This window comes from Pseudomonas sp. PDM18 (assembly GCF_014852585.1).
Taxonomy (GTDB): domain Bacteria; phylum Pseudomonadota; class Gammaproteobacteria; order Pseudomonadales; family Pseudomonadaceae; genus Pseudomonas.
Map to the genome: position 1 here is coordinate 34,754 of NZ_JACVBX010000022.1, position 20,545 is coordinate 55,298.

The window sequence follows — 20,545 nt, forward strand, 5'->3', positions numbered from 1 at the left end:
CAAACGATTAGTCGCGCTGCCGGCTGTTTGATTCAATACCCATATCCCACTGCAAAACCTCAATAGCGCAGATGAACCGGCGAGCGCGCCCGTTTATCCGTGCCGGGCCAACTCATGCCTGCGAAAAGGTAATGGAGGCAGCGCGATGCAACTACCCGATTGGACCTATGACCTTGTGCTGGTGGCGCTGGCCTACCTGCTGGGCGCGCTCTCGGCCCTGGGTTCTTCCTCGCCTGCGGTGGCGTTTCCCTACTGATGAGCATGAGACGGGCGTGGGCCGCGACGCCGGCCGGGAGCGCAAGGCACGAGCGGTAGGCCGAAGGCGCGGCCGACGCCCCTGTAACACGTCGGATAACCCACTGATCACTGTTTCATTACGTAGCTATTTGGAGCACTTCAATGACCAAGCCAAAGCATCAAGTCCGTGTCACGGTTAAGTCCGCTGGCGAAATTTACGAGTCGCCCGAGGGGCGCCTGTTCTTCGACGACAAGCTGGCCAAGTTCACTGATCTGTCCGGTGTGCGCCTGCTGCGCTGCGGCGTCGATACGGTCCGTCAGTTGTACAACGGCATGATCCGGTTGGAAGTGATGGCGTTGTTCGATGAGCCGGAAGACATCGTGGAGTTCGCTGGCTACCAATGGGTCAAGGGCAGGGTAGGGCGCGACTCCGGCTACCAGTACCGCCTGCAGAACGCCGATACGGGCCTGATCCTGCTGATCAAGAATCACAACGTGAAGCTGGAGAACATCGGGCCGCACCTCAAGATCGAGGTGTCTCCACACGCCTTGGACGGAGCCGATCCTGCGATCCTGCAAGGCATGCTCGATGACCTGGCGAGCGCCGTGCTCGCTCACTGCGAAACGAACCAGTGCGCCGTGCATCTCGCGCTGGATGTGCAGGGCTGGACGCCGTCCGCGGACATCGTGGAGCGCATGCGCTGTCGTTCGACTCGTGTGCGGCAGATCAGCGGCATCGACCGTATCGAGTTCCACGGCAACGCCTCGGTGTATGGGCGTGGTGAGACCTTCATGTTCGGCTCGGCCAACGGCATGCAGCTCTGCATCTACAACAAAACGCTCCAGGCACGCGCCACCGACAAGCTCGATTACTGGAGCAACGTATGGGCGTCACTGAATGGCGATCCCTTTGGTGATGGGGAGCCCGCCTACAACCCGGAGGAAACGGTGTGGCGTATCGAGTTCCGCTTCCATCACTCGATAGTCCAGCAGTTCTCTGAAGGCTCCAAATTGTCCTCGGGTGAGGTGATCGGTTGCCGTACCTATGCCGGCCTATGCCCGCACCTGCAAGGCCTGTGGGAGTATGCCTGCGACAGCTTCCGCCTCCTGCTGAAAGACCCGAAGTGGTACGACCCGTTCTGGTCGCTGATCACCCTGGATACCAAGGTCCAAGTAGAGGCTGACCCGCTGATTGAGCGCACCGAATATCGCCGCTACTACAAGACCGCACAGGGCTTCTCCGGCAAGAACTGCGAGATGTTCCTGGGCCAGTTCGCCAGCCTGATTGCGCGGGAGCGCATCCCCTCAAAAAAGGCACTTGAGGTCGGGAGAACGCTCCCCTTCTGGCATGTGATCGAAGACCACTACACGGCCAAGGGCTACAGCACTCGCGACCTCGAAAAGCATATCTGCGGTTTGATCAATGATCGCTACTTGAGGCGTGGATACGCCATCTGATGAGCATCACCAAGCTCCCCGATGGCCGTTGGTTCGTCGATGTCGAGCCGATCAAGGGCAAGCGTTTCCGAAAGCGGTTCAAGACCAAGATGGAAGCGCAGCAATTCGAGGCCAATGCTCGCCAGAAATGCTCTGAGAATCCGAGCTGGACGATCAAGCCCAAGGACCGCCGCAAGCTCTCCGAGCTGGTGGAACTCTGGTACGAGCTGCATGGCCAGACTCTCGCGAACGGTAAGCGCTGTGTGGCGATTCTGCGGCTGATTGCGAAGGATTTGGGTGACCCAGTGGCGGTGTCCCTGGAGCCGGCGAAAGTGGCCCGTGTGCGTTCCTTGCAGGTCGCTAAAGGCATGTCAGGCAAGTACGCCAACAACCGCCTTGGCTACCTCAAGTCCATGTACAACGAGCTACGACAGCTTGGAACCATTGACTACGAGAATCCCGTTGGACGCATGCGCCCTCTGAAGCTTCAGGAGAAGCCGCTGTCATACCTGACCAAGCATCAGGTATCTGAGCTGCTGGCCGCGCTCGATGCTCGAACCACGTCGCCGCATCCGAAGATGGTTGCTCGCATCTGCCTCGCAACTGGTGCTCGATGGGGTGAAGCACAGGCACTTACCCTGGATCGCTTGAAGGGCAACACGGTGATCTTCGCCAATACCAAGTCGAAGCGTGTTCGCTCGGTTCCGATCTCGGAAGGGTTGGCCAAAGAGATTCGCCAACACTGGCAGACCCACGGGCCGTTCACCAATTGCCTTGGCGTATTCCGCATCGTGCTGCTGTCCACGTCGATCAAGCTCCCGAGAGGGCAGGCCAGCCACGTGTTGCGCCATACGTTCGCCAGTCACTTCATCATGAACGGCGGGCACATCGTGACGTTGCAGCACATTCTGGGGCACGCCTCTCTATCGATGACGATGCGGTATGCTCACCTCTCACCCGACCATTTGCAGGACGCTATAAGATTTGGTCCAGCTCTGCACATGGGATGAATCGAGTATTTCAGGGAAGGAAGATGCGAAAGTCAGTCGACGTAAGCAAGGTTGCTGGAATTGAGTATCACGGGAGCGACGGAATTACTCAGGATTGCATAGATGCTTTGGTTCATATCATCAACGCTGGAGAGAGGATCGAGTCAGCCTGGTTGCTGTCCTGCTTCCATTCTGATGGCACCGGTGGCCACGCATTCTTACTGAGCATTTTCCCTGCGCGGCAAGTTCTCATTAAGCCTGGATTTACTTCGGGATATTCAGGGGAGGGGCCGCGAGGGTTATCAACTGCTCTGAAGATATTGCAGCTTCACAACGTTGACATTGATGAGTTTGAGATTGATAGCTCAACAATGCAGAGAGCCGAAGCGGGCTGCTTGACGTCGAAGGACATTGAAAAGCTGGAAGCGGCGAGACCTATCCGACCTAATCGCTTTTACGACTACATTCAGCGAAACCCCGCACTGTTTCGAGAGGGTGATGCCAGGGAAGTGCAACGGTGTTTCCCAGCAACTCTGAATATCGGGCTGCTTGACGAGCGTTTGGTTGAGCTTGCGATAGGCTTTTTCGATAACCCTGATTTTGCGATTAGCACTGCTTTTCGGCGACTGGAAGACATCGTTAGGTCTAGAACGCAAATCTTCGATAAGAGCGGTTCGCATCTTTTTAAGAAGGCATTCGAAGGCGATAAGTCGCTCTTGCACTGGAACGACCAGGATGGCGGCGAGCAAGCAGGGAAAGCAGGGCTATTCGTTGCAGTTTTTCTCGCATACAGAAACCCGCGAGCCCATCGTGAGATCATCAGTAATCCGCGTGAGGCTGCGCGTGAGTTCATGCTGATCAATCAGCTCTATCTGCTGGAGGCTATGGCCGTCGAGCGCGTGGCTGACGTGGCGGTTCCAGACCAGTAAGGTCCGACACTTTTTCGACACCTTTTCCCACCCTGGAAAAGCAAAACCCCCGAAACGCTAGGCATTTCAGGGGTTCTGCAGGGTGTTCTGGAGCGGGCGAAGGGAATCGAACCCTCGTCATGAGCTTGGGAAGCTCAGGTAATGCCATTATACGACGCCCGCTTGGGGGTGCCTTTTTACCAGAAGGGCGGGGCTTAGTGAAGCCTTGACGGGCGAGCTGCTTGGGCTGTGCCGCTTCTGCTACGAATTCTGCGCAAAAAATAACCGGGAGCGGAGGGGCAGGGGCCGGCCCCCGGCTGTGTGCGCTGGCTGCATCAGCCCACCATGGCGGCGATGGGCACGCCCTGGCTGCTGGGCAGGTAGGGATTGGCCAGAACCGGGTGGCGCTGGGGCTGGAGGAAGGTCAGGAGGGCGTCCTGGGTGTCCTGCCAGGCCTTCTTGTGCTCAACATCGATGAAGTGGCCGGCGTTGCGGATGGTGCGGAACTCGCAGTCAGGGATCAACTGCTGGAACAGCTTCGCCTCGGCCGGGGTGGTGTAGATATCCAGCTCGCCGTTCATGAACAGCAGCGGGATGTCGATGGCCGCGAACTTCTCCATGTAGCTCTCCGCGCTGAGCTTGAGCACCTGGCAGATGTGGAAGTGCATCTGCTGGTATTCGTGCTCGTCGAGGCCGGCGACATGGCGGAAGTTGTAGCGCTTGAACAACTGCGGCAGGTAGCGGCCGATGGTGTCGTTGACCAGGTTGCCGATGTTGCTGCGGTCGCAGGCGGAGAGGTAGTCCAGGCCGCGGTGCAGGTAGTCGAGCATCGAAGCGTTGAGCATCGGCGAGAAGGAGTTGATCACTGCCTTCTGGATCCGCGCCGGGCGTTCGGCCAGGGCCAGGAGGGTGGCGACGCCGCCCCAGGAGAAGGACATCACTACGTCGGCGCGGTAATGCTCGATCAGGCCGAGCAGCAGCTGCGCTTCGTATTCCTTGGTGATGAACTCGCGGCAGTCGTTGTGGGCCTTGGACCGGCCGGCGTATGGCTGGTCGTAGCACACCACGTTGAAGTGCGGTTGCAGGTATTTCACCGTTTGCGCGAAGGAGGCGGTGGTCGCCAGCGAGCCGTTGACCAGGATGATGGTCTGGCGCGCTTCCCTGTTGGCGTGAAACTCCGTGTGTACCCGATGTTGCTGAATCTCGACGACGGCGGTTTCCGGCCTCATGTCGTATTCCTCCAGACGCAGGTCATGGTGCGCATCCAAGATCGGATGCGAAGAAAGTACCCAGGCAGAGGAAAGCGTCTTGGCGTGACAGCTTCATGTCACTCGACGAAAGTTAACAATCTCTTGGTTTTCAACTGGTTATGACATCAAAAGACAAGCCGTCCGACACGTTGAAGGTGTGGATGCGGGCTTTTGATCAGGCGTGGAAGGCGCGGCTGGGGGAACGGCTGCCGCGAAAATCATTGTTGGCTACGCTGCGTGACTCGGCGGTCACGCTTGAGCCAGAGTTAAGCAGGGTGGTTCGTTACCCGCAACCGCCGTTGAGCGCTTGAGTCACATCGTTTTGTCTAAATCCGACGAAATGACATTTCTCTGCGCGATTGTCCGGCGCTTTGGATAAGCCGGATTACACTCTTGTGATAGCTGTAACGCCCCCTGCCGAAGACGAGCGATCTCGCCGTGCTCCCCCTGAGGCCGATACCGCGTGCGGAGCGGTTCCATGGCACTTCACCGACAGTTCGTCCCACTGCTGGTTCTGGCTCCGGCCGCATGGCTGTGTGCGGAAGCCATGGCCGAGGATCGCTATGGCTGCGAACAACCGGTCACCGTCGCCTACACCCGCAACGTGGTGTTCTTCCATGACGACGTCGGCATCGACCCGGACCTGATCGCCGAACTCGGCAGGCGCACCGGCTGCCAGTTCGAAACGTCCATCCGCCCGCGCGACGAAATATGGCGCATGCTCGAAAGCGGTGACCTGCAGATGGGCACCAGTGGCGTCGCTACGCCGCAGCGCCGCGCTTACAGCTACTTGCTGCCTTACCTCTACATGCGCAACAAGCTGATCGTGCGCGACGATCTGGGCGAGATGAACACCCTGGACGCCTTCCACGACATGCCCGGCGCGCGCCTTGGGGTGATCGCCGGATACCGCCACGGCGCCTTCATCGACGGCATGCTGCGCATCCTCCGTTCCGAAGGCCGGGTAGTGGAATACAAGGACGACGCGACCCGGTTCAGCGCGTTGCTCAATGGCGATGTAGAGGGGGTGATCGGCCATGAGATGAATCTTCAAGGGGCGGTAAGCGATCGTCGTCAACGCGAACGCTTCCATGTGATAGATGTGATGCCCGGACCGGCGACACCCCACAACCTGATGCTCTCGCGCAAGCGCTTCACCCCGGCGCAAAGTGCCGAGTGGATGCGCCTGCTGGAGACGTTGTGGCTGGACGGAACCCTGGCCCGGATCATGCGTAAGAATGCACCGCCGCAAGTGGCGGAAGGACTGCTCGACAGCGGATATCGCTACAGCTCCACGGACAGAGGCTGGTAAAGGATGAAGGCATTCGAACGGGGTATTCCGCTGCAACTGCTGGTGGCCGGAGCCATCATTGCCAGCATGCTGGTGCTGGCGGGCGCGTTGCTGATCCAGGGATACCGCGGTGTGGAAGGGGCATTGGTGACGGCTGCCGGGGAATCGGCCAGCCAACTGGGCGCGACCATCAACGAACGGATTCGCCGCTTGATCGATCCGGCGGAAAGCGCGCTGCGCCTGCTGACCCACGACCCCATCTCGCAGACCGACAACCTGCCGGCGCGCCTCGATCGCCTGCCGATGCTGGTGGAGAACCTGCGCGCCAATCGCACCTTGAGTGCGGTGTACATCGGTTATCCGAACGGTGAGTTTCTTCTGATCCGCGCGCTGCGTGTGCCGGAGGTGAGGCAGACCTTGCAGGCGCCGGACGCAGCCAAGTACCTGGTGCAGAGCCAGACTCTCAACGGCCAGGGCGGGCTGCTCGGCGAGTGGCGCTTCTATGACAGCGAGCTGCGTTTGCTGCGCGTGCAGGAGCGCCCCGACTATAACTATGACCCCCGTCAGCGTCCCTGGTACAACGAGGCGCGCCTCACCAGCAAGACGGTGCTGACCCAGCCTTATGTGTTCTTCACCACGCGCGAGATCGGCCTGACCCTGGCGCACCGCAGCGTCGACGGCGCTGCGGTGATCGGCATGGATGCCTCGGTCAATGACCTGGGCGGCGAGATGGGCGATCTGCGCCAGACCGCCAATACCGAGCTGGCGGTGGTCGATGGCAAGGGCACGGTGATCGCCTATCCGGACCTGTCGAGGCTGATGATCCACGAAGGCAAGGAATTGCGCCTGGCCACGCTGGCCGAGTTGAAGGTGCCGGCACTGAGCGAGCTCAACTCCGAGAAGGTGCCTTCCGGTACTGCCCAGTCTTACCGGGTCAACGGCGAGGATTGGTACGGCATCTGGGTGCCGCTGTCGAACTTCACCAGCAACGAGGTGAAGGTGCTGATCGCGATTCCCGCCGTCGAGCTGCTGGCCGGTGCGCGGCAACTGTTGTTCAACCAGGCCCTGTGGAGCGGCACGCTGCTGCTGGTGTTGCTGCTGATCGGCTGGTACATCGGCCGGCGCATCGCCCGCCCGCTGACCGCGCTGGCCGATCAGGTCGGTGCGCTGGCAGCCTTCGACTTCGCCCGGCCGGTGGGTGTGGAGTCGAAGATTGCCGAGGTCCGCGATCTGAGCAGCGTGATGGGCAGCATGTCGCGCACCATCCACAACTTCCAGGCGATCACCCTCACCCTGAGCCGCGAGACCCGCCTGGAGAGCATGCTCGACGGCGTGCTCTCGCGCCTGGTCGAAGCCACTGGCGTGATGGGCGGGGCGGTCTACCTGCTGGACGACGAGGAGTGCCGACTGCGCCTGGCCTGCTCGGCAAACGGCGAGCAGTACCCGCAATCCATGCTGATCGAAGGTTTCACCGAGGCTGAGCTGGCGGAGCGGGTGGACCTGGCGCTGGCCAATCGCGGGCAGTACCTGGAGGTATCCCTGCGCAACCGCTCGGATGAGCTGCTGGGTATTCTCGTCCTGCAACTGGCCCAGGAAGGCGTACACAGTCGACAGCCGCGCAAGCCGTTCAAGCGCTTCGTCGAAGAACTCTCCGGCGCCGCCGCCGTGGCCATCGAAACACGCCAACTGATCGAGGCCCAGCAACGTCTGCTGGACGCGATCATCAAGCTGCTGGCCGACGCCATCGACGCCAAGAGTCCCTACACCGGTGGTCACTGCGAGCGCGTGCCGCAACTGGCCGACCTGCTGCTGCAGAAGGTCATCGACTCGCACGACGGCGAGTATGCCGGCTTCACCATGAGCGACGCCGAACGATACGAATTCCAGATCGCCGCCTGGCTGCACGACTGCGGCAAGATCACCAGCCCCGAGTATGTGGTGGATAAGGCGACCAAGCTGGAGACCCTGTACAACCGGCTGCATGAAGTGCGCACGCGCTTCGAGGTGATCTGGCGCGACATCGAGCTGGACTACTGGCGCGGCATCGCCGAGGGCAGCGACATCGGCCTGCTCGCCGCCCGCCGCGATGCGCTGCATGAATCGCTGCGCGACGACTATGCCTTCGTCGCTCAGGCCAACGTCGGTGGCGAGTTCATGAAGGACGAGGACATCGAACGCCTCCAGCAGATCGGCGAGCGCCGCTGGATGCGCTATTTCGACGATCGCCTGGGCATCTCCCACGACGAGGCCGAGCGCCTGCAGGGCCGGCCGCCACAACCGCTGCCGGCGGAGGAATGCCTCCTCGCCGACAAGGCCGAGCACCGCGTGATGTGGGGCGAGCGCAAACCACCGGTGGCCAAGGACGACCCGCGCAATATCTGGGGCTTCGACATGCGCCTGCCGCCCTACGCCAGTAACTATGGCGAGCTGTACAACCTGGGCATCCGTCGCGGCACGCTGAACGACGAGGAGCGCTTCAAGATCAATGAGCACATCGTGCAGACCCTGATGATGCTCACCACCCTGCCGCTGCCGCGCAACCTGCGCCGCGTGCCGACCATCGCGGCCAACCATCACGAGAAGATGGATGGCACCGGCTATCCGCGCAAACTCTCCCGCGAGCAGATGAGCATCCCGGAACGGGTGATGGCAATCGCCGACATCTTCGAGGCGCTGACCGCCGCCGACCGCCCGTACAAGGCCCCGAAGACACTCTCCGAGTCGCTGAAGATCCTCGCCTTCATGGCGCGCGACCAGCACATCGACTCTGACCTCTTCCGCCTGTTCATCAGCCAGGGCGTGTACAAGGAGTACGGTGATCGTTTCCTCAATCCCGAGCAGATGGACGCGGTGGACGTGCGCGCGATCCTGGAAATCCTCGACGGAGTGAAGGCCTAGGCGCCCCCGCGATCCCCTGAAATGCAAACCGCCGGCTTGATGCCGGCGGTTTGCATTTGCGGATTCAGATCAGCGCTTGGCGAGGTTGGTGGCGTAGCGGTTGATCTGCGGGTTCTTGGCCACAGTGCAGCTTTGTCCGGCGAGGAACTGCGAGGTCTTCAGGTACTGCTGCTGCGGGTAGTAGGCGAATACGTAGCTGCCGTTCTTCACCGTGTCGATCAGCTTCTGTGCCACCTGCGGGCGTACGGCCGGGCAACCCAGGCTACGGCCGAGGCGACCGAGGCCGGAGACGACCTTGGGGTCGGCGTAGGCGGCGGCGTGCATGACGATGGCGCGCTCTTCGCTGTTGTCGTTGAAGCCCGGCTCCAGGCCCAGCAGGCGCAGGGAGCGGCCGTGCTTGCCGCTGTAGGTCTGGCCGGTCTGGTAGAGGCCGATGGAGGACTGGTTGCTCTCCGGGCGGTTGGAGAAGGAGGTGGCCATGTCGTCGCCACTCTTCTTGCCATGGGCGACCCACTCCTCGAAGAGCAGCTTGCGCTGCTTCAGGTCGAAGACCCAGAGGCGCTTGTCGCGGGACGGCTTGGAGTAATCGATCACCGTCAGCAGATTGTTCTGGCCGCCCAACTGGGTGCTGGCGCACTGCAGTGCGCTGAGCGCCAAGCGCAGGGTTTCGGTATTGGTTGCCGGCGCGAGGCGGTGCAGTTCCTCGGCGGAGGGAAGGGCGGCAGCGGACGCAGCCTGCCAGCTACCGAGCGCGAAAAGCGCGGTACTGGCGAGCGAAATCCGGAAGAACCCCCGTAACTTCAAAAAAGTCAGCATGAATACAACATTCCCGTTGAATCGATATGGTTTTTTCTGGGAAACGCCGCATTGTGCGCGATTTTTGACCAGTGATGTGGTTGTTTTTTAAACAAGTATGGTTCCGCCCGTCGGCAACTACGAACTTTCCAGCGTGATAAATCGCCGCGAGGCGGTGAATTTCCCTGCGCTCAGGCGCAGGAGTCTCACCCCGGACAGGCGCCTTGACTCTTTGTGTTTCGAGATTCTTCGGCTGCTTGCACGGCTGGCTTGACGCCGTCTGTCCGGTGGTGAGTGCAGGCAGTTTGCGGGGGGCGAGCCAGAGGCGGTGCAGTAGAAGGATGAAGGCCCTGTAGGGGAAATCTGTAGCACCCAGGCGTCGCTCCGGTCCATCGGGTTACTGCACGCTCTGGTTCTTGACCGGCTTCTGCTCGGCCTTGCGGTCGTTGGTGGTGATCACGGTGAAGTCCGGGTTGCTGCGCATATCGCGGGTGGATGGTAAGTCGGTGATTACCAGGGTGCTGCCCACGTCCATGCTGGCGAGCAGGTTGCGCAGGAATTCGCGGTCGAGGCTGAACTTGCCCAGTTGCTCCGCGGGCGTCAGGCCGCGCTGTGGATCGCTGACCTGCACGCTGGTCCAGCGCAGATTCGGGCTCTGGCTGTCGATCTCGGCCTGCGAGGGTTTCTCCATGAGCGAGAAGGCGGCGATGCCAGTCCTTTCTTCCGGGTGTTCGAAGGCGACGGGCGCGGTGCCGATCTGCAGGCCGCCGCGGTAGACATAGAGGCGACGGTCGGCGCGGCTGACCAGCACGGAGACCGGGCCCTTTTCCGCCCCCGGGTCGCTCCAGAAGGGCACCACCATGCCGCTGTCATCATGCGGGCCGGCGGCGCGGCCATCACTGACGATGGGTGCGAGCAGGCCGGGGTGGTAGACCTCCACCGGCGAGCTCTTGGCATCGGAGATGATCACGGTGGTGGAGGTGAAGCCGGTGACTTCGTAGAGCTTCTTGGCAAAGGCCATGGGCAGTCGGATGCAGCCGTGGGAGGCGGGGTAGCCGGGCAGGTTGCCGGCGTGCAGGGCGATGCCGTCCCAGGTCAGGCGCTGCATGTAGGGCATGGGCGCGCTGTTGTAGAGGTCGGAGTGGTACTCGACCTTCTTTTGCAGGATGGAGAACACGCCGGTGGGGGTTTCCTTGCCTTTCTTGCCGGTGCTCACCGTGGCCACGCCGATGGCGATGCCGTTGCGGTACACGTAGGCGCGCTGCTCGGTGAGGCTGACCACCAGGGTGACCGGGCCCGCCGGGGAGATTTCCGGGTACCAGAGGAACTGGCCGGGCTTGAGCGTCTTCAGCGCGGCCTGCAGGTCCGAGAGCGGCGAGGGCTTGCCCGGATTGGCAAAGGCGACGCTGGCGCTCAGGGCGATCAGCAGGGCAACCGACAGTTTCTTCATTACCTTTCCTTGGATCGCGGGCATGGCTGGGAGATTAGCCAAGCGGCGAGGCGGGCTGCAAACCGCTGGGCCGAACGGTCTGCGCAGGGTGTTTCAGGACGTGACCTGGATCGCGAAGCCCGGAGGAACGGCTCAGCCCAGCTCGGCGATTTCCTGCGCCGTCAGGGCGCGGTACTCGCCCGGTTGCAGAGCCGGGTCGAGTTGCAGGCTGCCCATGCTTTCGCGGTGCAGGCGGGTCACCTTGTTCTGGAAGTGGCCGAACATGCGCTTGACCTGGTGGTAGCGGCCTTCGTGCAGGGTCAGGCGCGCGGCATGGGTGTCGAGAATCTGCAGCTGGGCGGGCAGGGTGGTGAGGTCTTCGAAGGCGAAGTACAGGCCCTGCTCGAAGGTCGCGATGTAGCGCTCCTCGATCGGGTCTTCGGTCTCGACGTAGTAGACCTTGGGCAGCTTGCGCCCCGGCAGCGTCATGCGCCGCGACCATTGCCCGTCGTTGGTGATCAGCAGCAGGCCGGTGGTGTTGTAGTCCAGGCGGCCGCCGATGTGCAGCTCGTGCTTGTCCGGCTCGTCCAGCAGGTCGAGCACGGTGCGGTGCTCGGCGTCGCGGGTGGCGCTGACGCAGCCGGCGGGCTTGTGCAGCATGAAGTAGCGTGCCGGCTTGCCGACCTGCAGCACGTCGTCGTCCAGCTCCACGCGGGAAAACTCGCGCACCTCGTGGCGAGCATCGCGCACCACCTGACCATCCACGCGCAGGCGGCCCTCGGCAAGCAGCTGACGGGCCTGCTGGCGGTTCAGGTGAGGCAGGTTGGCAATGAAACGGTCCAGGCGCATCAGGCGTTCCCGGCATCCTTCAGCCCGGCGGCGCAGCGCGGGCACAGGCAGGCGCGGTCGACCAGCTCCGGCGGAATACGCTCCAGCGCCGCACGGTCGATGGGCGTGCTGAAGCACCAGCAGTCCTGGCCCTGCAGCGCCGGATCGGCCTGGGTGCAGCGGTTGGACTGGCCGCAGAGCGGGCAGCGGCTGGGATCGGGAGTGGCGTCGTTCATGGCCGGTCAGGGCGGAGGCTGGTGGTGAGGCGGGCGCACAGGGTGCAGCGCCGACCCGCATCGCGCAAGCGGATTCGGATCGGCGCGGCGGGTGCCGGTCAGGGGATTTCGATACGCTCGATCCAGGGCTCCAGGCGCCGGCCGAAGGCCACTTCGGCGACGAAGGGCTGGGGCAGGCCGTCCGACGTCCGGTGGGGCTGCGCCGTGATCTCGTCCAGGCGCCCGCGCCACTGGTAGGGCACGTTGATGCTGTCGGAGCCGATGCCATTGGCGGTGCCGCCCAGTGTCCAGATGTGCTGGTAGTAGTTGGAAATGGGGCGCACGCGGCCATGGATGATCAGGTAGCGCTGGCGGTCGGGGTATTGGGTGCGCAGGGCCTGGAGATCCAGGCCGACGTCCTTGAGCAGCAGGCGCGTGTCGGTTTTCTCTTCGCTGTCCAGTTCGCGGCGGATGAAGTCGCGCTCGTCCGCCAGCCGCGCATTCTGCGGCGCGGCGTCGGCGGCCTGGCGAGCCTCGTCGAGGCGCTTGCGCGTCAGCTGTACTTCGCGCTCGTACAGCGGGCCGGCCAGCTCCAGCACCAGCAGGGCGTCGCGCGATTGCTGGCGGCCGAAGTGCTGGGCACTGTCGTCATCCACTTGCGCGGGCATGTTGAAGCCCAGCTTCGCCATCTTCTGCGCGTCGATGGCCGGCAGCCAGCCACGATTGTGCCGCGAGCCCTCATCGCGCGTGGGAGTCCGCCAGCGCAGCCGCAGGCTCAGGCCGCTGTTCTCGTTGTGCCAGGTGGTGTTGCGGATCAGCTCGCGCTGGCTGAGGGGCAGTCTGCTCTCGGGCTCGGCCGAACGGTTCCAGGCGACACCGCCCAGGGCCACGGCGTTGACCAGCAGGATCAGGCCGGCTCCGCCGACCAGGGCATGGGTGCGCGTCCAGTTCATGACGAAGTCCCTCCCAGCAGGCCATGGGCACGGCGCAGGCGCCGCAGCACCAGCAGGATCAGCACGGCGCACAGGCCCAGCACGAGGAAGAACAGGTACTTGGGCATCACCTCCCACCACCAGTCGAAGAACTTGGTGTAGAGGAAGATCACGAAGAAGGTCAGCCCGGTGTTCACCACTTCCGGCCATTCGCGGCGTGCGCCCTGCCAGATGACCAGCGCCGAGGCAATGAAACCGAGCACCTGGTAGAGGTTCTCCACCGTGGCGAAGCCCAGTGGCAGGTAGCTGCCGCCGCCCCAGTTGGCCAGCACCAGCATGGGCAGGAACAGACCGAGCAGGCCGAATACGCGGTAGATCGCGGCGAAGCCGTCGAAGCGGTTCTGCGCGATGAACGAGGGGACGAGGAAGATCAGCAGTGCGGCGGGGAAGAAGTTCTCCGGGCGCTCGCCCACATCCAGCCAGTAGACGCCGCTCCAGGTGCCGACCCGCGCGGCGACGTAGCCCATCACGCAGATCAGCGCGGCGGCCAGCAGCAGGCGGGTGTTGCAGGTGTAGGCGAGCAGCAGGGCGTAGGCGGCCCAGGGCAACAGGGCCTTGTCCGAGGGCGTGATGTTGAAGATCTGCCCGACCATCACGACGTTCAGCACCAGGCCGGCGAAGGCCAGCATGGCGCCGAGCTTGGCGAAGTAGCCGGAGGCGTCGCGGCGTTGCAGGAAGAATGTCAGCACCAGGCTGATCAGCGATGCGGCGATGAGGGTGAGCACCTGGGCGGTTTCCGCGAACAGGCCCCAGAACTGGTAGAACAGGAAGAACAGGCTAGCGGCCAGGGCCAGCGCGCCGAGGAAGGAGGCGATGCGCATGCCCAGGGAGAGGCGATGGTCCTGGCTGTCGCGGTCGATGTCGAAGCGTGTGCGGTAGTCGGCGAGCAGGCGTTGCTGGTGGTCGTGCAGGCGGTCGCGCTGGGTGGTGTCGAGGACGAGGGCGCCTTCGTCGTGCAGGCGGCGCAGCTCGCGGTCGAAGGCCAGGATATCGTCGACGCGGTGCTGCGCCTGCTGGTGGCTGAGGTCGGGCATGACCGGTCCTTGCGGCGGGAGATGCTTGAACTCTAGCTGTCGGCGGGGCGGGGTTCCATGGGCAGCTTCGCAGTGTGTATGACGCGTGACGTCATACGCCATCGCGGGCATGGCCCGCTCCTACAAGGGGGGGCCAGCCACCGCCGATGGGCGCGTGCTCACTGTAGGACGGGTGGAGCGGAGCGATACCCATGCTGCCGGTGCACGGGGTTGATGGGTATCGCTGCGCTCCACGCCATCCTGCGGCCTGCCTTTCGCCGATCTTGCGCGGCGGATGACGCTGGCGCGTTATCCGCCCTACGAAATCCCGCCGCGATCAGCTACGGCTCTGCAGCCAGGCCCGCCAGCCGCCGAAGCGGCTGATGTCCTCGGCGCCCTCCAGGCCCCAGGGGTCGCAGATGAAGCCGGTCTCCCAGCTGCCGTCTTCCAGCTGCACCTTGCCCAGCCCCAGCGGCGCCGGGATGCCGGTGAGGAAGGAGCCCAGTTCGGCGCTGGGCAGTTCCCAGACTTCCACTTCGATGGCCACGCCTCCGTCGGCCACGCGCAGCATGCCGGGGCGCAGCGGCGGGCCTCCGGCCAGGGCATAGAGCTTGTAAGCCGGGGCACTTTGGGTGGCGCGCAGCAGGCGAGCGCCGCGCTGGCGCAGCTGCCAGTTCAGCGCCAGGCCATTTAGATGCGCGCCGCATACCACCAGGCGCGCGCGGTCGTTGCGCGCAGCGTTGGCGGAGGAGGAGGGTGCGATGGCGTTGCCGCCGGAGAGCGGCAGGTTGTGCCGGCGCTGCAGGGCGTCTGCCACGCCGAGCAGGTACTGGTCGGTGAAGGCGCGGCCGAACAGCGTCACGCCCCAGGGCAGGCCGTTGCCCATGATCGCGCTGGGCACGGCGACGGCGGCGTAGTCCAGCAGGTTCATGAAGTTGGTGTAGTAGCCCAGATCGGAATTGCGCTTCACCGGTTCGGCGTGCAGCTCGTCCAGGGTCACCGGGCGGCCGATGGTGGGCGTCAGCACGCAGTCGAGATCGGCGAGGATCACGTCGCACTGTGCCTTGAGCTCCTGCAGCCGGTACTGCGCGCGGAACGCCTGCACGGCAGTGGCGCCGGGAGCTTTCGCCAGCACGTCGCGGATCACCGGCAGCACGGCTTGTGGGTCGCGCTCGATCAGCTCGCCCGCCACGCTGTAGCGCTCGGCCACCCACGGACCTTCGTAGAGCAGGCGCGCGGCTTCGAGGAAGGGCGCGAAGTCGATTTCCCGAGCCTCGCCGCCCAGCGCCTTGAGCTGGTCGAGGGCGTCGGTGAACAGCACCGGGCCTTCGTGGCAGCCGAAGAATTCCAGCTGGTCGGCACGCGGCACGCCGAAGCGGAAGGGTTTCGGCGTGCCGAAGGCGCTGGTGTCGTTCCAGGCGGGATTGGCGCGGCTGTAGCCATCCAGCGGATCGAGCCGGGCGGTGAGGCCCAGCAGCTCGCTAGCCTCGGCGGCGCTGGCGGTGAAGTAGGTGATGCAGTCAAGGGTGCGGCAGGCCGGGACCAGTCCGGTATTGGACAGCAGGCCCTTGCTCGGCTTGAGCCCCAGCAGGCCGTTGAGTGCCGCCGGCACACGGCCGGAGCCGGCGGTGTCGGTGCCCAGGGCGAAGCTCGCCACGCCCAGCGCCACGGCCAGCGAGGAACCGGCGCTTGACCCGCCGGAGGGGTACTCCGGCAGCACGCTGTTGCGGCATTCGCCATAGGGCGAGCGGGTGCCGTTGAGGCCGGTGGCGAACTGGTCGAGGTTGGTCTTGCCCAGCGGGATGGCGCCCAGGTCGATCAGTTGCTGCACCAGCGTCGCCGAGGTCTTCGGCGTGTAGGCGAAGGCCGGGCAGGCGGCGGTGGTGGGGATGCCGGCGAGGTCGATGTTGTCCTTGATGGCGAAGGGGATGCCGTAGAGCGGCAGCGCTTCGGGGGACTTCTCGTCCAGCGCAGCGAGGTAGGGCTCCAGCTCCTCCAGGCTCAGCAGGTGGATGAACAGGTGGTAGTCCGGGTTCAGCGCGGCGGCCTTGTTGCGCAGCCCGGCGATCAGCTGGCGCGGCGAGGCGCGGCATTCGCGGTAGGCGGCGCGCAGGGTGGCGAGGCGGAGGTCGAAGGTGGTGGGCATGGTCGGTGTTCCTTTGGGCCTGTCAGTTCTTCGCTCGGATTGCCCTCACCCCGGCCCTCTCCCGGAGGGCGAGGGGGAGGAGCAGTCCGGCGTGGTGTTGGGTTCGAACCACGACTCGCTCGGCGGAGAGAGCGGTGGATTCAGGTTGATCCCGTGCTGAGCCTCACTCCGAACTGTCCCCTCTCCCCCTGGGAGAGGGTTAGGGTGAGGGGCTCTTCGCAACGTAGGCTCACTTCAGCTCAAGCCTCCTCCATCACCACCACCCGCTGCCCGGCGCGCACCGGCGAGCCGGGCTGCACGCGGACCTCGCGCACCACGCCGTCGCGCGGGGCGGTGAGGGGGATTTCCATCTTCATGGATTCGAGGATCACCAGGATGTCGCCGGCCTTCACGCTGGCGCCAGCTTCCACCTGCACCTGCCAGAGGTTGCCGGCGATGTGGCTTTCGACGGCGTGCTGGCCGGCGCCGAGCGGGGCGTCCTCGCCTGTGTCGACGGCAGCTTCCTCGCTCTCGAAGTGCGCCTGGCCGGAGGCGATCCAGCGCTCGCGCTCGGCATCGAAGGCGGCGCGCTGGTGGTTGCGGAAGGCGGCGATGCTGTCGGCGTCCTCGGCGAGGAACTGCTGATAGTCAGCCAGGCACAGTTCGCTGTGCTCGATGCGCAGCGGGTAGCGGCCGAGCGGGAAGTCGCGGCGGATGCGCAGCAGCTCCTCGGCGGACACCGGGTAGAACCGTACCTGGTCGAAGAAGCGCAGCAGCCAGGGCTTGCCATCGAACGCCGCGACTTCGCGGTAGCGGTTCCACATCTGCAGGGTGCGGCCGACGAACTGGTAGCCGCCGGGGCCCTCCATGCCGTAGACGCACATGTACGCGCCACCGATGCCCACGGAGTTTTCCGCAGTCCAGGTGCGTGCCGGGTTGTACTTGGTGGTCACCAGGCGGTGGCGCGGGTCCAGCGGCGTGGCCACCGGTGCTCCGAGGTAGACGTCGCCCAGGCCCATCACCAGGTAGCTGGCTTCGAAGACAGTGCGGTAGACCGCCTCCAGATCCGGCAGCTCGTTGATGCGGCGGATGAATTCCAGGTTGCTCGGGCACCAGGGCGCGTCCTTGCGCACGGTGGTCATGTACTTCTCGATGGCCAGCTGGCAGGCCGGGTCGTCCCAGGACAGCGGCAGGTGCACGATGCGCGAAGGCACCTTGAGGTCCTGCGCGGCGCAGACGGCGTCCCACAGGCCGGCGACGGTTTCCAGCAGGCTCTGCAGCGTCAAGGTCTCCGGCTGGTAGTGGACCTGCAGCGAGCGGATGCCGGGGGTAAGGTCGATTACGCCGGCCAGGGCTTTCGCTTCCAGCGCCTGCATCAGCGCGTGGGCGCGGAAGCGCAGGACCAGGTCCAGCTCGGGCTGGCCGATTTCCAGCAGCAGGTGGGTGTCGCCGGAGAGGCGGGCGACCAGGCGGGTGTCGTCCTGGCCGAGGTCGAGAACGATGGGGGAGGTGAGACTGGCGCTCGGGCCGCCCTCACCCCCCGCCCTCTCCCGCAAGCGGGAGAGGGGGCTGTCCGTGTGGCCGGATAGCACGGCAATCGCCGGCAGCTCCGTACTGCCCCCTCTCCCTTTGGGAGAGGGTTGGGGTGAGGGGGAACCGGCGGCAGCGGAGTTGGGCTGCTCTGTAGGAGCGAGCTTGCTCGCGAACCGCATGTCACTGGAGTGCCAGGCGGAACTCTGTTCGCGAGCAAGGGCTGAGGCGCCCCCCTCGATCCTACGAAGAGCCGCCAAGTCGCGAGCCGTGGCGATATCCACCGGAAGGAACCGCACCTTGTCCCCGGCCTTGAGCTGGCCGAGTTGCCAGAGGTCGGCTTCGATCACCGTCACCGGGCAGACGAAGCCGCCCAGGCTCGGGCCATCCGGGCCGAGGATCACCGGCATGTCGCCGGTGAAGTCCACCGCGCCGATGGCGTAGGGATTGTCGTGGATGTTCGACGGGTGCAGGCCTGCCTCGCCGCCGCTCTCGCGCACCCACTCCGGCTTCGGGCCGATCAGGCGCACGCCGGTGCGGCTGGAGTTGAAGTGCACTTCCCAGTCGGTGGCGAAGAAGGTGTCGATGTAGGCCGGAGTGAAATATTCCGGCGCACCGTGGGGCCCATAGATCACACGAATCTGCCGCACGGCGGGCAGCTCGGTGCGCAGCTCGGGCGGCAGGCTGGCTCCGTGGCTGTTGTCTGCCAGTTCCGCCAGGTGCAGCACATCGCCGGCGCGCAGGGCGCGGCCGCCGTGGCCGCCGAACTGGCCGAGGGTGAAGGTGCTCTTGCTGCCCAGGTAATCCGGCACCTGCAGGCCGCCGCGCAGGCACAGGTAACTGCGCGCGCCAGCGCCGCCAACGGTGCCGAGGCTGAGGGTGGAACCGGCGGCGATGAACAGCGAAGTGTTCATCGGCTGCTCGACGCCATCCAGGCTGATCGGCAGCGCCGCGCCGGTGATGGCTACCACTGCGTCGGTGTTGAAGCGCAGGGTCGGGCCGCTCATGGTGATTTCCAGCGCGGCGGCGCCTTCGGAGTTGCCCAGCAGGGCGTTGCCCAGGCGCAGCGCGCGGTCGTCCATCGGCCCGGACGGTGGCACGCCCACGGCCCAGTAGCCAAGGCGGCCGGGGTAGTCCTGCACGCTGGTCTGGGTGCCGGCGCTGAGCACTTCGAAGGTCTGCGCGCGGTAGCGCAGGCCTTCCAGGCAGCGGGTCCAGGGCGAGCCGCCGGCGAAGGGAGCGTCCGCCAGAATCTGCCGCAGGTAGTCGCGGTTGCATTCCACGCCGTGCAGCTGGCTGTCGCCGAGGGCGCGATCGAGGCCTGCGCTGGCCTGCTCGCGGCTCGGCGCCCAAGCGATGAGCTTGGCGATCATCGGGTCGAAGTAGGGCGGAATCTCGCAGCCGGCTTCGACCCAGGTGTCGATGCGCAGCGCCTTGCCGTCGGCCGGCGGGAAGTGCACGGCGGTGAGCAGGCCGGGGCAGGGCTGGAAGTCGCGGCCGGGGTCTTCGGCGTAGAGGCGCGCCTGGATGGCGTGGCCGCTGGGTTTCAGCGTGGCCGCGAGTTCGGCCAGGGGCGGCAGGTCGCCGGCGGCCAGCTCGATCATCCAGCGAACCAGGTCGACGCCCCAGACCTGTTCGGTGACGCCATGCTCCACCTGCAGGCGGGTGTTCACTTCGAGGAAGTAGAAGCGCTGCGCCTCGCTGTCGTAGACGAATTCCACGGTGCCGGCGCTGCGGTAGCTGACGGCTTTCGCCAGCTGGATCGCCGCCGCGCACAGGGCTTCGGCCATGCCGGCGGGCAGGTTGGGCGCCGGGGTTTCTTCCAGCACCTTCTGGTTGCGCCGCTGCACCGAGCAGTCGCGCACGCCGAGGGCAATCACTTCGCCCTGGCCATCGCCGAACACCTGCACTTCCAGGTGGCGGGCGCGCTGGATGTACTTCTCGATGAACACGCCGGAGTCGCTGAAGTTGTTCTGCCCCAGGCGCTTCACCGCATCGAAGGCGTCGCGCAGCTCGTCCGCCGAGCGGCACACGCGCATGCCGATGCCGCCGCCGCCGGCGGTGCTCTTGAGCATCACCGGGTAGCCGACTTGCTCGCCGGCAAGCAGGGCGGCGTCGAGGTTTTCCAGCAGGTCGGTGCCTTCGAGCATCGGCACGCCCTGTTCACGAGCCAGCGCGCGGGCGGTGTGCTTGAGGCCGAACAGGCGCAGCTGTTCCGGCGTCGGGCCGACGAAGGCGATGTCGGCGGCCTCGCAGGCTTCGGCGAAGGCGGCGTTCTCGGAGAGGAATCCGTAGCCGGGGTGGATCGCTGTCGCGCCGCTGTCGCGGGCAGCCTGGAGAATCTTCTCGACCACCAGGTAGGTGCTCGACGCGGGGCCTTCGCCGAGGCTGATGGCCTGGTCGGCCTGCTGGATGTGCAGGCTGGCGGCGTCGGCTTCGGAGTAGACGGCCACGCCCTCTACTTGCAGCTCACGAAGGGTGCGCAGGATGCGGCAGGCGATGGCGCCGCGGTTGGCGATCAGGAGCTTGTCGAACATGAGGGCGTCCCCATGGGGTGGCGGGCCGTCCCGCCGTCATTCGGTGCGCGCCATGGTCGTCCGTGGCGCTG

14 protein-coding genes and 1 tRNA gene are annotated in these 20,545 nt (G+C 64.8%); 5 read left to right on the forward strand and 10 right to left on the reverse strand.

Features of this window, described 5'->3' with window-relative positions; genetic code table 11:
* Window positions 1-399: 399 nt before the first annotated feature.
* From IB274_RS28540 to IB274_RS28550, 3 genes are read left to right on the forward strand one after another with little or no spacing between them, the layout of a single operon-like run.
* Window positions 400-1,695 carry a hypothetical protein gene (locus IB274_RS28540; RefSeq protein ID WP_017520619.1) on the forward strand — a complete coding sequence of 432 codons (1,296 nt, stop codon included), beginning with the start codon at window positions 400-402 and terminating at the stop codon, window positions 1,693-1,695.
* Window positions 1,695-2,684, forward strand: a complete 990-nt coding sequence (locus IB274_RS28545; RefSeq protein ID WP_192436145.1) for a tyrosine-type recombinase/integrase — start codon at window positions 1,695-1,697, stop codon at window positions 2,682-2,684. Before IB274_RS28540 ends, IB274_RS28545 begins: the two co-directional genes overlap by 1 nt.
* Window positions 2,685-2,707: 23 nt before the next feature.
* Window positions 2,708-3,592: a TIGR02391 family protein gene (locus IB274_RS28550; RefSeq protein ID WP_192436146.1), complete on the forward strand. Its 885-nt coding sequence runs from the start codon at window positions 2,708-2,710 to the stop codon at window positions 3,590-3,592.
* A gap of 88 nt (window positions 3,593-3,680) precedes the next feature.
* Here the strand turns inward: IB274_RS28550 and IB274_RS28555 are convergent.
* Window positions 3,681-3,754 (reverse strand) — tRNA-Gly (locus IB274_RS28555).
* A 152-nt stretch (window positions 3,755-3,906) separates the two neighbouring features.
* Window positions 3,907-4,800, reverse strand: coding sequence for an alpha/beta fold hydrolase (locus IB274_RS28560; RefSeq protein WP_192436147.1), 894 nt, complete (start codon window positions 4,798-4,800; stop codon window positions 3,907-3,909).
* Window positions 4,801-5,299: 499 nt separating this feature from the next.
* Between IB274_RS28560 and IB274_RS28565 the strand changes: the two genes are divergently transcribed.
* Entirely contained in the window at window positions 5,300-6,133 is an 834-nt protein-coding gene (locus tag IB274_RS28565; RefSeq protein WP_192436148.1) for a substrate-binding periplasmic protein, read from the forward strand.
* Window positions 6,134-6,136: 3 nt separating this feature from the next.
* Window positions 6,137-9,010, forward strand: coding sequence for an HD domain-containing phosphohydrolase (locus tag IB274_RS28570; protein ID WP_192436149.1), 2,874 nt, complete (start codon window positions 6,137-6,139; stop codon window positions 9,008-9,010).
* 69 nt (window positions 9,011-9,079) lie between these two features.
* Here IB274_RS28570 and IB274_RS28575 read toward each other — a convergent pair whose 3' ends face one another.
* The 8 genes from IB274_RS28575 to IB274_RS28610 all read right to left on the reverse strand — a co-directional run bounded on the left by IB274_RS28575 (window position 9,080) and on the right by IB274_RS28610 (window position 20,474).
* On the reverse strand, window positions 9,080-9,826 hold the full coding sequence (locus tag IB274_RS28575) for a murein L,D-transpeptidase catalytic domain family protein (RefSeq protein WP_192436150.1): 747 nt from the start codon (window positions 9,824-9,826) through the stop codon (window positions 9,080-9,082).
* Window positions 9,827-10,202: 376 nt separating this feature from the next.
* Window positions 10,203-11,255 (reverse strand): L,D-transpeptidase, encoded by a 1,053-nt coding sequence (locus IB274_RS28580; protein WP_192436151.1) that lies wholly within the window; start codon window positions 11,253-11,255, stop codon window positions 10,203-10,205.
* A 132-nt stretch (window positions 11,256-11,387) separates the two neighbouring features.
* On the reverse strand, window positions 11,388-12,083 hold the full coding sequence (locus IB274_RS28585; RefSeq protein WP_192436152.1) for a pseudouridine synthase: 696 nt from the start codon (window positions 12,081-12,083) through the stop codon (window positions 11,388-11,390).
* Window positions 12,083-12,298 (reverse strand): cysteine-rich CWC family protein, encoded by a 216-nt coding sequence (locus tag IB274_RS28590; protein ID WP_151189601.1) that lies wholly within the window; start codon window positions 12,296-12,298, stop codon window positions 12,083-12,085. The genes IB274_RS28585 and IB274_RS28590 overlap by 1 nt, the downstream gene beginning before the upstream one ends.
* A gap of 98 nt (window positions 12,299-12,396) precedes the next feature.
* Complete coding sequence (locus IB274_RS28595; protein WP_081517594.1) at window positions 12,397-13,230, reverse strand: DUF4824 family protein; 834 nt, start codon at window positions 13,228-13,230, stop codon at window positions 12,397-12,399.
* Window positions 13,227-14,303, reverse strand: a complete 1,077-nt coding sequence (locus IB274_RS28600; protein ID WP_192436153.1) for a DUF2157 domain-containing protein — start codon at window positions 14,301-14,303, stop codon at window positions 13,227-13,229. Before IB274_RS28600 ends, IB274_RS28595 begins: the two co-directional genes overlap by 4 nt.
* Before the next feature lie 316 nt (window positions 14,304-14,619).
* Window positions 14,620-16,428, reverse strand: coding sequence for an allophanate hydrolase (atzF, locus tag IB274_RS28605; protein ID WP_192436154.1), 1,809 nt, complete (start codon window positions 16,426-16,428; stop codon window positions 14,620-14,622).
* A gap of 239 nt (window positions 16,429-16,667) precedes the next feature.
* Entirely contained in the window at window positions 16,668-20,474 is a 3,807-nt protein-coding gene (locus IB274_RS28610; protein WP_192436155.1) for a 5-oxoprolinase/urea amidolyase family protein, read from the reverse strand.
* Between the last annotated feature and the right edge of the window lie 71 nt (window positions 20,475-20,545).